14 protein-coding genes are annotated in these 12,674 nt (G+C 31.5%); 8 read left to right on the top strand and 6 right to left on the bottom strand.

Annotated elements, in window-relative coordinates; translation table 11 throughout:
* Positions 1-93 precede the first annotated feature (93 nt).
* The 3 genes from CBM15_RS12340 to CBM15_RS12330 all read right to left on the bottom strand — a co-directional run bounded on the left by CBM15_RS12340 (position 94) and on the right by CBM15_RS12330 (position 2,029).
* Positions 94-435: a 3-deoxy-8-phosphooctulonate synthase gene (locus tag CBM15_RS12340; protein WP_087617762.1), complete on the bottom strand. Its 342-nt coding sequence runs from the start codon at positions 433-435 to the stop codon at positions 94-96.
* 158 nt (positions 436-593) lie between these two features.
* A complete protein-coding gene (locus CBM15_RS12335) occupies positions 594-1,097 on the bottom strand; it encodes a hypothetical protein (RefSeq protein ID WP_087617761.1) in 504 nt (167 codons plus the stop codon).
* 470 nt (positions 1,098-1,567) lie between these two features.
* Positions 1,568-2,029, bottom strand: a complete 462-nt coding sequence (locus tag CBM15_RS12330; protein WP_087617760.1) for a GNAT family N-acetyltransferase — start codon at positions 2,027-2,029, stop codon at positions 1,568-1,570.
* A gap of 242 nt (positions 2,030-2,271) precedes the next feature.
* Here CBM15_RS12330 and CBM15_RS12325 point away from each other — a divergent pair, with 242 nt between their 5' ends.
* The 4 genes from CBM15_RS12325 (at position 2,272) to CBM15_RS12310 (ending at position 4,037) form a co-directional block, all read left to right on the top strand.
* Complete coding sequence (locus CBM15_RS12325; RefSeq protein WP_087617759.1) at positions 2,272-2,730, top strand: VOC family protein; 459 nt, start codon at positions 2,272-2,274, stop codon at positions 2,728-2,730.
* A 153-nt stretch (positions 2,731-2,883) separates the two neighbouring features.
* Positions 2,884-3,099, top strand: a complete 216-nt coding sequence (locus CBM15_RS12320; RefSeq protein WP_193433794.1) for a hypothetical protein — start codon at positions 2,884-2,886, stop codon at positions 3,097-3,099.
* A 169-nt stretch (positions 3,100-3,268) separates the two neighbouring features.
* Entirely contained in the window at positions 3,269-3,490 is a 222-nt protein-coding gene (locus CBM15_RS12315) for an ATP-dependent Lon protease (RefSeq protein WP_065216817.1), read from the top strand.
* A gap of 79 nt (positions 3,491-3,569) precedes the next feature.
* Positions 3,570-4,037, top strand: a complete 468-nt coding sequence (locus CBM15_RS12310; RefSeq protein WP_087617758.1) for a hypothetical protein — start codon at positions 3,570-3,572, stop codon at positions 4,035-4,037.
* A 778-nt stretch (positions 4,038-4,815) separates the two neighbouring features.
* Here the strand turns inward: CBM15_RS12310 and CBM15_RS12300 are convergent.
* From CBM15_RS12300 to CBM15_RS12285, 3 genes are all read right to left on the bottom strand, one after another.
* Positions 4,816-5,604, bottom strand: coding sequence for a lipid II flippase Amj family protein (locus tag CBM15_RS12300; protein ID WP_087617757.1), 789 nt, complete (start codon positions 5,602-5,604; stop codon positions 4,816-4,818).
* Between the two features lie 932 nt (positions 5,605-6,536).
* A complete protein-coding gene (gene corA, locus CBM15_RS12290) occupies positions 6,537-7,490 on the bottom strand; it encodes a magnesium/cobalt transporter CorA (RefSeq protein ID WP_087617755.1) in 954 nt (317 codons plus the stop codon).
* 184 nt (positions 7,491-7,674) lie between these two features.
* Entirely contained in the window at positions 7,675-7,932 is a 258-nt protein-coding gene (locus CBM15_RS12285; RefSeq protein ID WP_087617754.1) for a DUF3953 domain-containing protein, read from the bottom strand.
* A 614-nt stretch (positions 7,933-8,546) separates the two neighbouring features.
* On the opposite strand from CBM15_RS12285, the gene CBM15_RS12280 reads away from it, so the two are divergent.
* The 4 genes from CBM15_RS12280 (at position 8,547) to CBM15_RS12260 (ending at position 12,431) form a co-directional block, all read left to right on the top strand.
* Entirely contained in the window at positions 8,547-9,461 is a 915-nt protein-coding gene (locus CBM15_RS12280; protein WP_087617753.1) for an EamA family transporter, read from the top strand.
* A gap of 131 nt (positions 9,462-9,592) precedes the next feature.
* The gene (locus tag CBM15_RS12275) at positions 9,593-9,811 is read left to right on the top strand and encodes a hypothetical protein (protein ID WP_087617752.1); all 219 of its coding nucleotides are present in this window, start codon (positions 9,593-9,595) and stop codon (positions 9,809-9,811) included.
* A 986-nt stretch (positions 9,812-10,797) separates the two neighbouring features.
* The gene (locus CBM15_RS12265; protein ID WP_087617750.1) at positions 10,798-11,286 is read left to right on the top strand and encodes a hypothetical protein; all 489 of its coding nucleotides are present in this window, start codon (positions 10,798-10,800) and stop codon (positions 11,284-11,286) included.
* A gap of 680 nt (positions 11,287-11,966) precedes the next feature.
* Entirely contained in the window at positions 11,967-12,431 is a 465-nt protein-coding gene (locus CBM15_RS12260; RefSeq protein ID WP_087617749.1) for a GNAT family N-acetyltransferase, read from the top strand.
* Positions 12,432-12,674: the final 243 nt, after the last annotated feature.

Genomic DNA, 12,674 nt, shown 5'->3' with positions numbered 1-12,674 from the left:
GTTTTGATGTATACACTTAAAATTAAATTAAGCACAACAGCTTCACAGTGTGCATGAACTTTATTCTCTGCCCCTATAACTTTTTGTACTTATTTATTTGGAATATGCATTTTTGTAGGCTTCTTTTAGTAACGGTAAAACAGTTCTGAAATTAAGGATTAAGTCATCCATTGTTTTTATCGGTTTGATAAAGACTATTTCGTAAACGCCCCACCTATCTACTTCTGGCTCTATACAAACGGATATCGAAGGTTCTTTTGCTAATCCCCATATTATGCCTGCTCTACTGCCATCTGGAGCTTGAACAAATCCATCTCCAGAAATGCAAGCATCTCCATTTTCAAAATAAAAATGGTTTGTTATTTCACCATAAATAAAACCATCTGTTTCGGTTTCTTTAACAAGTTTAAAATCATTATAACAACGTTGCCTCATATAACTTCACCCCTCTAGAAGAAAGCTTATCTCATCTGGTGTTTGGAATCAAAATATGTAATACTTTCACAGCGTCGTTTGAAACCTTCAAAAAAAATATATTCAACAATCTGGACTGTTTTTCTGTGTTCCAAAACTTTCAAATGGGAACGCTAATTTTAATAAGACCACATCTCATCTTCTATAATCCATTTGTTGTTCATTAAATCATATGATTTATATTCATCATGAAAAGATAAATAAGAGGGTAATTTAACTTCTTTACCATTCACTTTTTTCCAACACTCTACAAACCAGTTTTTTATTACTTCTTGTTCTGCGATTATAATTTCATCTTCATTTTGTTCATAAAATTCAAGGAACATATCGCTTTGGTCAGTTAATTCTTGGTAATATACTATATCCTCAAGTACATTAATACTGTCTGCAAACACCTTTGAATCATCACCTTCATAAAAGACTTCATTAGCCTCTTTATCCATTGAATACATGATGATTGATAATTCATATCTTGTTGGTTCCAGAGATGCTGAAAAGTCTAACAACTTCACTTCTGAATAAAAATTCAAACTATGTATTTCAGTTAATTTTTCAATCAGCTTATAAGAATTCAATTCAAGATTGTTTTTTATAGTGTTGGTATAATTATCTATAGTAAGCATTGATTCGCCTCCATAATCTTTGTTTTCTTTTTCTATTAAATTCTCTGTTTTATCAAAACTGTCCGTCTGTTGACACCCACTTAACAAGAACAAAATCACAAAAACACTTTAAAATCTCTTCATACACATAACTCCATTACATTAATTTCATATCTTTTTGAATATTAACATTTTCATCAGTGGATTTGTAAAGTGTTTTTCTATTAACCTGCTACATTAAATGATATAAACTTCTAACCTTTAATGAAATAGGACCTTATTAAAGAAAAGCGCCAGATTGTTGCATAAGGGTGGCATCAGATTATACATATACAATGTTAAGCAAAGAGAGGTTCCCAAATACGATTTGGTATCAGGGGTATTAATGTAAACAAACGACGGTTTGGGGCAATTTTATCTTTGTATAGTAATGTGACCTCAAAATAGCTACGAATCGGTTGTATATTAAAAAACTGAACTCACTAATCCTCCTAAAATAAGAAACTCATTACAATTAATTCACCCTTAGGCCCTTGACGGCGCACACCATAATCCTTAAATCCACACTTCTTATAAAGATTTTGTGCAGCAGTGTTTGCAACATTCACAGCAAGTACAATTTCATTAATATGAGGGTAATTCTTTTGTACATATGCGGGTAGTAACTGCAATGCCTGCTTTGCATAGCCTTTCCCTTGTTCATTAACCTCTGTTGAAAAAGCACGTACTAAAATCGCATTAGAATTATTCGAATATGGTGCTACTCCTTCCTGCTGATGTAAATCAAAATATGTTACAAGTTTTCCTTCAACTATTGCTAGTATAGGTGTTCTGGTATAACTGGCTAATTTTACACAATCACGTGGGTGTCCTGTAAATTTCAGCTGATTTTCAACTAATTGATATTCATTAATTAAATATTGATATGATTGATTGAATGATTGTAATTCCATGACCAACGCCTCCAATTAAGAACCTATGTTCCTATCTTAACTTTGTATTTTGAATATTGCAATAATTTTTAGAATTAAGTGTTCAAACAAAGCTTTGAGTACATTTTACTTCAACTTCGCAAGATGCTAATTAAAGAAGAGAGATAGAGGAACTTAATTAAATAATATTAGAACAGTGATTAAAGTGAACATCCCCATAAAGTGGTAATATGAATACAATATTTAAAAATAGGGGTGTTACTATGATAAAAGGTTTATATGAAGCACATTTACCAGTAAGTAACTTAGAAAACTCAATTTTATTTTACAAAAATTTAGGGTTAGAGTTAGCTTACATACAAGATAATCTAGCTTTTTTTTGGATTGCAAAAGGTGAGAGTTGGCTCGGTTTATGGGAAAGCGATAAAGTTGAGCTACCTTATCATCCTTCTATACGTCATATCGCATTTCGAGTAGAGAAAGAGGATATAATCTTTTCTAAGAAATGGCTGAATGAGAAAGGAATAGCTATTCGTACTTCCTTTGGCTTTAATGAACATCGTCAACCACTTGTATTACCTAATAATCCACACGCACATGCTGCAATATACTTTGATGATCCAGATGGTAATTCAATTGAATTAATTACTCCCATTCGAATAGATTTCCAAGAAGATTTTAAGATGATGACATTAGAAGATTGGTTGAAAAGAGAAGAGTAACAACAGATAATTTCTTTTAACTCAGGAGTTCCTTATTATGGAACTTATCAGAACTTCCACCTGACTGGTGAGAAAGTAGAAGAAGCCATACTACACGAAAAATATGAAGAGGGTTATGTAAAGGGAACACTCAAATACATAGGTTGAATTGAAGTGAGCCATAAAGAAAATCCGTCCTTTGATTCAAGTGGAAAATATCCATTGATTGCTTATCAAGCTTTTTTTAGAATGGATGTTACCGAATGTTTACCTTTTCTCCGAGAACATGAATCGTCTGCTCGAATTTGGGTTGAGCCCTCTGAAGTACCATTTGTAATTAATGATCATGAACTTTCAAAATTAATCTTAGATGATGCGTTAACCTTATGATCTAGGGTTAATTGAAGAAGGAGTTCGGAAGAATAGCGGGGAAATAAACAAGAACGATTTTGCGAATGGAATTGGACTATAATTGGGTTGGATAGAAATTACCGAATTGGTTTACTTTATTCAACAGTTGAACATTGATAATTAAAGTGAAAAATTGAGGGGGAGTTTTGTGAAATTATTTTTAGCAATTCTATTCGCTGGATTTTTAGGTATATTAGCTTTTCTAGGTCCATTAGGAATTTACATCTTATGTGCAATTATTATCGGTGTAATTTTTAGGTCATTTATTTTGATTAATGAAATTCATAAACAAGTAGTTCCAGCCAATAACAATGACAAAGTAAAACAAGCGGTCGAGAGGTATATAAAAGAAAGAGACCAATTGGATTAGAATTAATATTTCTGAACACTACATTAGTAACTTTATTTAAGCAAGTTCAGTTATACTTTTCTAAACAGAGGTGGTTAAGTTGAAAAAATGGAAGTTTGTGATTATAGGGGTTATCGGAATTAGCATAATTGTATTTATGTACAAGCAACATCAAACAATTCTTGAATATCGACAGATTCCTTACTATTCTTTAGAATTATTGGCTTCTCCAATTGGAAAAGTAATCGAACTTCATGAGAACGCTGACAATTATGAAGATGACGAACGAAAGGAAATGCTCGAGGATTTAAATGTTATGTTTTCTACGATTTTTAATCGAGCAGGTGTTGGACTCACAACGGAACAAAAGATATATGATAAGTATTACGATGAATACATTGAGGCAAGAGCAGATTTTGCTGTTATTTTAGATAAATATATGGCAGCAGAAACACCTGAACAGCATGAACAAGCATATAAAGCGCTAAAAGAAGTGTATGATGAATATCAACTATTTCTAGAGCAAGCAGAAGAGGATTTAATGCTACCTGACCCTACACTTCAGTAAATGTGATGATTTCTTTATGCACCTTTCATTGTTTCTGAGTACATTAAAAAGCTACAAACGTTGGTATATTTATCAAAACCTAAATTTAAAAAGATAGAGAAATTAGAGGGCTCTACATATTAGATATATTTCATATGTAGAACCCTTTCTTCTACTAAAGCACCAGTTAGTATAATAAGAATAGAGACGTTTATGCAACAATCGGCACGATTGCTGAATATTAGTAGCTTAAGCTTATTATTAGAAATAAAACACTCGCTATCATTGAGATAATAAAAGCTATTGTCTTATATTTTAATTCCTTAAATGCTGGATCTATATAAAAATAAAAAATAATCCCTAAGCCAAATAGTATCACCATAAAAAACACTCTACTTAGTGTAGTGGGTTGTATTGTAATTGCTTCAGGAATTGAGGCTAATGTGAATATTAAAATTAACGGAGTAGTAAGAAAAAAGTACGCCGCTAACATTTTGATATAAGACCATTTCTTGTTCACTAAATTCTTTCTCCTTTTAAATATTTCTTCATACGAATTCCATTAATATTCTACATTAATAAGTTCTAATGTTCTTTAACAATATAAATCAATAAAGGACAACGTGAAAGTATCCAGAGAGGTATTTGGTAACATGGCATAAAAGACATTTATTCCACAATCTGGACCTTTAATTAAAAGTGACGCGATCCTTATTAAAGAATCGCGCCGATATTGGAAATTCGTTTTAAGTAAGTCCCCTAAAGGAAAATCCAGACTTTTATTTTGTTTAAAAACTTATTATGCAATGAATTTTGCAAACCAAGCAACATAATGTGCTCCTGGAATAAATAGTATTTGAGCAAATAATGTCCCCAAAAGCCTTGAACTCATCATCATAACAGAGGCTCTTTTCAATTCAGAATAATTTCCTTTTTTATTTATTACATCATCAGCTAATATAGAGATTTTAGGATCAATAAATATAATTAATAGCATTGTAGCTATACCATTTATTAAACCGGATGCCATGATTGCAGTTGTTTTGTATTCAGGTACTAACAAACTCGCATACAAAGCTGACAAAACTCCAATTGTATAAACAGCAGTAATGATAATATTAATTATAAATAATTTTAGAGGAATATCTCTTATACCTATTCCTCGTAAATAGGAAAGGCTTGGTTTGCGTATATGCTTGGATCCACGACGTACATACTCAATTGTAAAACCTCTTTTCAATAAGGCGGGGATTGAACCTCTTTCATTAGCTAAATGAATAATGGCTCTAGAAAAAATGGCTACAAAAGTTGGCAAACATATAATGCCTAGTAATGTACCTAGTGAAGCTGAACCTATAAGGAATCGGAATTGATTCTCGACAAATTGTAAAGCATTAGCGGCAGGAGCCTTATCTATCAGGCTCCCTGTAAATGGTTGCTGCATCATATTAGAGAGTCTTGAAACCATAACCATTACATTAAAAAGTGACAATGCTGACGCTAATAAACGAACACGAGCTCCAGAAAGTCGCACTGCATACGCTAATGTTTCAATTGAGTGAATGATTAATATAAATAAGGCAATCATTATGAGTTTACCTGTTATAAGTTCTATTGCTCACACCTACCAAATGCTTATTTTTACATTTCGACGTTTAAATTGTAAACTAGTTTCATCGAATTCATACAAATCTATACAAAATAACATTCCCAAACAACGCTTTTGGGGACATTTTTAACTAAATTTATGGTAAAATAATACAAATTAATAATGAGGTATTAACGTTTAAAGAAGGGGGAGGAGTAGATTATAAAGAAAAAGGAAAAATTAAAAATATGGTCAATAATTTTAGTGATATTACTACTAATTGCTGGATTAATTTTATTTTTTTTAGGACATTATAGTATAGCTTTTATTTTACTTGGGATTTTTGCATTAATTATAACTGCTATTAGTAATTGGTTACAGACGGAAAATGAAGTTTACGCTCATGAAAAAAACTATAAGAATCATAATAAGTAAAGCTGATGATTATATTCAGCAATGAATTATAATTATACAAAATAAAATTAAATAATGTTTCCAAATAAAAGTATAGGGACACATTAAAAAGGCACGAACATAGTTAAAACAACGTTTCGCGCCTTTTTTTATGAACATTAGGTAAGGTTATGCAATATTTTATACAGATGATGCAAACCCTGGATGGAAGGGTGTTTATACTTGCTGGGCTTGTCTTTAATTTTCATAAAAACTTGTAGAGTATATTTCTTATCGTTTTAAATCTTCATCTTTTCTGACGCTACCCCATGGAAATGTTATTCAATAATATGGCCCTTTAATGGAAAAACGCGATCTTCTTATTAAAGAATCGCGCACGATTGTTGAATAGAGTAAAGAATCAAATTTAAGTACTTCTTTGTCTTTACAGAAGGTGAATCCGCATCTGCTACTGGATTTTCCCGAAAAAACACTTTGTAGAATAAAAAAGGGGCCAACATTTAATCTTTAGTAGAATATTATTTAAACCAGCCTCTTCTCATAAACCAGATAAACATTGATACGCCCATTATCCCCATAAGTCCAAGTGTAAGAAAATAACCATATTTCCATGTTAATTCGGGCATATTTTCAAAGTTCATTCCATAAATCCCAGCAATAAATGTTAAAGGAGCAAAAATGGAAGTGATAATTGTTAGAACTTTCATTACGTTATTTGTTTGATACGAATTCAAGGAAAGATAGCTGTCTCTTATATCAGCTGTTAACTCTCTGTCAGACATAATTGCGTCCGACAGTTTTAAAAGATGATCATAAATATCAGAAAAATATTCTCTTCTTTCTGTTATTTTACTTAAACGATGAGAATTTAATATACGATAGAGTACATCACGCATCGGATTCACTGTATGCATTAGATTTAATAACATTTGTCTTATGTCGAATAGTTCATTCATTAGGAAGTTCATCGATTTACGATGTATGTTATCTTCAATTTTATTTAAATCATCTTCAATTTTATAGATGATTGGAAAGTAATTATCTACAATTTTGTCTAACGTTCGATAAAAAACATAAAAGGGATCCCAGTTTTCAATGTTCTTTTGCAACACCCTTTCCCATACCTGATAAACTTCCTGTGAGGGAGTATGATGGTATGTAACTATAAAATTCTCTCCAACAAAAAAATTTAATTCTTCTTTAATAATTTCTTTATCTTTTTCTCGAACTAAATGTGTGACAAAAAAAGTATAACCATCGTAATAATCTAACTTGGGACGCTGAAGTCTATGTATACAGTCTTCAATAGCTAGGGGGTGAAATTTAAAGGTATCTGCTAAATGTCTTATTTCTTCATCAGTTGGTTGATTAAAATCTACCCAAACCCATGTATAATTAGAAAAATTGATATTGCTTATAGAAATTTCCGTTTCCAAATGATTGGAATCCGTTATTCCAATGAAGTTTATCACTGTATTATCACCTTCTTAATGCTTTCAAGCTCCTCATATTTAAACTTTATTGTGTTCACGGAATGACTTTTCCATACGAGGATATTCAGGAATCCTAATAAATAGCAAATTACCTCCGAAATCAAAAAAAGGACAATTTCATTTACAGTAAAGCGCCCGATTGTTGAAGATTACATTTATTTATTTATTTTCTCTTAATACCTTCAATGACAGAGAATATCATGAATAACGAAATGAATAAATAGATGATACCCCACAATAAACTTTTAGTTCTTTTATATTCTCGTAATCCTATTATAAGAAACATTATACTTAGAAGTATTAACATCAATGGTAGTAAGTTGTAGTTTTCCGTAACCTTACCGTAAATCCCAATAGACATAGCAAGGACTGCAAAAAATAGTTGAAATAACATTAAAATATCAAAATTTTTTTCTTTCACTTTTTATACCTCCTTCTCAACTTTAACATAAATATCTAAATGCTTCTTATTGAGAGATATTCCACAATATGGCCCTTTAATGGAATAACTTTATTATCACTTAACAAGTTCTTAATCCATAGAAAAACCGAAATCCCTTCTTCATAGAGATAGGAAATTCCGGTTCATCTTTTTTATAAACGGTTAAATTTTTTCAAAAACGGTTCGCCTTTTTTATAAACAGTTCAACTTTATCAAAGCCACAGGTAGATATGCAATTGCAACTATGAAATATAGTTTGAGGATAAACACCTTGTAAACCCTAGTTTGATCATATTCTAAATGTGATACTTCACAAATGCCCCCTTGAGGAAGAAATGATTAATATAACTCTTACCAGGAACGCAACGCATAAGGAATCCAAATGTCTCAATAAAACCGACCCATCTAATTATGAATGTAAGGATAATAAGGTTATTGACATCTAGAAAAATCTAGTATAAGATTCTAATAATTTGATACGCAAACTCACACGCATTAGTGAGTGGCGGAATTTTGTAGAGTTTTTTCTCTGTTTCATTCGCCCGTCGTCTATTTATAGACGACGGGCTTTTATATTTTTAGGAGGGATTTTTATGATTAAATTGAAGTTTTCTTTAGTGATTTTATTAGGTGCCTGTAGCTATGGGGTCCTATCTTCCATTCTTAAAATCGGATTTTTAAATGGATTTTCTTTTCCTGAACTTTTAGGGGGACAATTTGTATTTGGTTGGTTTGGTCTATTATTACTCGTCCTTACCTTTTCTCGTTATAAAGTATCCTTAAAAAATATATTATCCTTGTTAGCAGTTGGGACAACAATGAGTTTAACAAGTATTTTTTATGGGCTTTCTGTAAAAGAATTACCTGCATCCATTGCTATTGTATTGTTGTTTCAATTCACTTGGATGGGAGTACTAATTGAAGCAATTGCTAATAAAGCTTTTCCAAGTCGCGAAAAGTTATTGTCCATTCTCATCTTATTATTAGGAACAGTGTTTGCAGGTGGATTATTTGATGGATCTATACAGCAATTATCTATCAAAGGAATAATCTTTGGGTTATTAGCAGCTATAACTTTTTCCTTTTATTTCTTTGTAAGTGGACGTGTATCTACCGAAGTTCCAGTCGTTTCGAAAAGCTTTTTTATGGCAACAGGTGCAACACTCTTAGTTTGTTTAGTGTATCCTCCTACATACTTGATTGATGGTACATTGCAGACTGGATTATGGAAGTATGCTCTAATTTTAGGATTCTTTGGTGTTATTATACCCATCATGTGTTTTTCCATCGGTGTACCAAAAGTAGGGACAGGCCTTGCTACAATTTTAGGAGCTATCGAACTCCCAACAGCAGTTATCGCTTCTATCACACTTCTAAATGAATTCGTATCGCCTTTAAAATGGATTGGCATTATTTTCATTTTATTCGGAATATTAATACCTCAAATGTTAAAAGTAAGAAAAGAGAAGAGGCAAAATTTTTTTCGTGAAGACACCATAGAAAATTAATTTATAATACAGTTAATTGAAGTATTTACGGAATTAAACCACGTGTTAAATTCCTTAATGGAGCGATAAATTTTATAAAAAGCCAGTGGTGTTATAAACCTGGCCTAAATGGCTGCAGAAGGAGGACATCAATGAGAAGACATATAAGGGATGCTGCGGTCATAGCTTTGGCCATTGTTATAATTAAGTTAGCATTCAGAATGATTCCACCAGCAAAAGGGTTCTATAGCCTCTTTGAAATGGGAATCTGGGTTGGTATGGGAATTATACTAACTACTTACATAATTATATTCGTTATCATTTTCTTAATACTTGTAGTAACTAAAGAGAAAAAAATTAAAGAACGTTAAATTAGGCTTATTTAGCATAATCTTTTCAAGCTTCCCAAACGTCGCTTTGGGAATGTTTGTTTTTGTATATATTTGTATATTATTTTTGGGAGGAGTGCTAAACTTTGATATTCTTAGCATTAATAAGTTTATGCGTTATATTTTGTACTAATCTTGTGAAAATAATAAAAAAAGTAAAAGAAGAACAACCCACTTCTATTAATACATTTTGGCTAACGGCATCTTTTACTTTAATTGTCTGTGGTATTGCTATAATTTCTCTAATCGAATAATAAATTTAATAACCGTTCCCAAATGAAAGCTTGGTAACTATATTTAAAAGGCTATGTGAGAAATAAATTTTAAAGAGAGGTGGATATTTTGAAACCCTTAGGTATAGGTATTGGTACATTGCTAATAGGACTTATTTTATGTACATTTCTCTCAAATATTTTTAGTTCTGGTGCACCTGAAATCGGAAGTTCTTATTTAGGCTTTATAGGATTTTCATTCTTGTATTTAGCAAGTGTAATGGCAGTATGTACATATTCGATTATCAAAAATATAAATAAATAGAAAAATTCTACTATATAACTCTATACAAAATAACGTACGCAAATAAAAATTTGGGAATACAGCAGAAAGGTACGATTGTTGTTAAATCAACGTTTCGTGCCTTTACTTTTGAAAATTATAAATGGAGCATTTTATATAGAAGATGACGCAAACCGTTGATAGAACAGTGTTTGTACTTGCTGGGCTTGTTCTTTAATTTGCAAAAAAACTTATATAGCAAATTTCTTTTCTTTATAAATCTGTATATTGCCTAACATTCTCTAGAAAAGATGTTGCTCCACAATATGGCCCTATTGCGGAACCGAAGCTACGGTTTACCTATATATATCGGAAATGGTAAAATAATGGTAGAAAATAGTTACTTATTAAAAAACGCAGTAATTTAATTGTAAAAAATTTCAGGTTAATATTTAAGGAAAGGAGGTACTCATTTGTTTTTGTATCATGTGATTATTCGAAATGATGATCTCGGTGTATATATAAGCCCCGAAATTGTTTTAAAAGAAGGATTAAATCATAAGTCGGCTACAAAATGGTATGGCAATAGCGGTAATTTATTTCCAGATTTAACTATCCGTTTTCGACCCATAAATTTACCGAAATGGGTTGATTTCAAAGTTGCTTTTGGTGCTGGTTTGGAAGAGTATGATATTCCTCACTACCGATTCCCAGTTTTTAGTGATAAAATTTTAGTATTTAACAGAGATATATCAAGTGATTTATTTGCTTATATTGAAGATATTTATGATGGTGACAATGGGCGTATTGTTGAAGGATTACCTTCAAAGGAAGATTTAATGAAAAATTGGTGGGCAAGTATGAACACTCTTGAAGAATTTTTGAAGAATAAGCCTTATAATAACCTAGAAATTTATATTTTTGAACAAGTTCCTGCAAAATTAATTAACTATATAGAGTAAATTCTTATTCTGTTTCTTCCACCTTTCAATAGAGGTGGTTTTTTTTAATCCCCTAAAGTGTCTAAATTTTGAGATTAATAACCACCATTAAAAATATATATAAATATTTATTCCCTTACTCAACAATCTGGTCCTATAACGGAAAAACGCAATTTTCTTATTGAAGAATCGCGCCCAATTGTTCAATATTGTCTATCCAAAATTTCTATGTAGAAAAGCATATAACTACACCATTAATAAACTTGCATTTATATACATATTTGACCTATCAAAATAAATTTAAAAAATGTTGAAACTATTTCTCGTTTTTTCCGTCCGTACAGGGCATTACAAAATAAAGGGGATTTAACGATGAAGAAAATACTAATGTTCATTAGTGGGCTTACACTGGCATGTAGCTTGCCTTTAGGTGTTGCAGCAAACACAAAGCAATGATAGTGAAGCAGATGAATAAATTCGCAGGAAATAAACCGCCCATCTGGATGAATTGATCGGTTTGTTTTTCATTGTATTTTATTTATTATCCCGTGTGAAAAACGGTCTGTTCACTCATTAAAATACGTTACTTAATTAAATGTTTGGTACGTAAAGATTTTAAGCCCGTTCCTTTATCAGGAATTAAGTATTTGTCGATCGGAACGAATGCGACATATGAAAATAAGATTCAAGAGGAATAAGTTATGAATAAGATAAGAAAAGCAAATGTCGAGGACGCAGCGACACTGACAGATATAGCTTTTAAAGCAAAAGGCTATTGGGGTTATTCAGATGATTTTATGAATGCATGGAAAGATGCTTTAATAATTACAGTAGAAGATATTCAGTCAAAAGTTATATATCTGCTTGAAGAAGATAAGGCTATTAAAGGGTTCTATTGTTTGTGCATAGAAACGCAAGAGTTAGAAAGCTTATTTGTAGCCCCTACATACATTGGACAAGGCTTAGGGAAAGTTTTATGGGGAAATATTTTATTGAAGGCAACAGAAAATGGATTAAGTAGCTTCCATTTTAATAGTGATCCAAACGCGTATGAATTTTATTTGAAAATGGGTGCAAAAAGAATAATTTATGTTGAATCAACAGTTATTCCTGGGAGAATATATCCTCTTATGGAATATACGCTTACACATCTTCAAACAAAATAATGTTTCCAAATTAAAGTATGGGGACACATTAAAAAGGCACGAACGTTGTTAAAACAACGTTTCGCGCCTTTTTGTATGAACATTGGTTATGCAGCATTTTTTATAGATGACGAAAACCGTTGATGGAACGGCAATTTATACTTGCTGGGCTAGTTCTTTAATTTGAATAAAAATTTGTATAGTATATTTCTTATCGTTTTAAATCTGCATCTTTTCTGACGCTACCCCATGGAAAATGGTATT

The organism is Solibacillus kalamii, from assembly GCF_002174535.1.
Lineage (GTDB): Bacteria > Bacillota > Bacilli > Bacillales_A > Planococcaceae > Solibacillus > Solibacillus silvestris.
The sequence above is the reverse complement of the archived record's forward strand: the minus strand, read 5'-3'. Positions and strand labels throughout refer to the sequence as shown.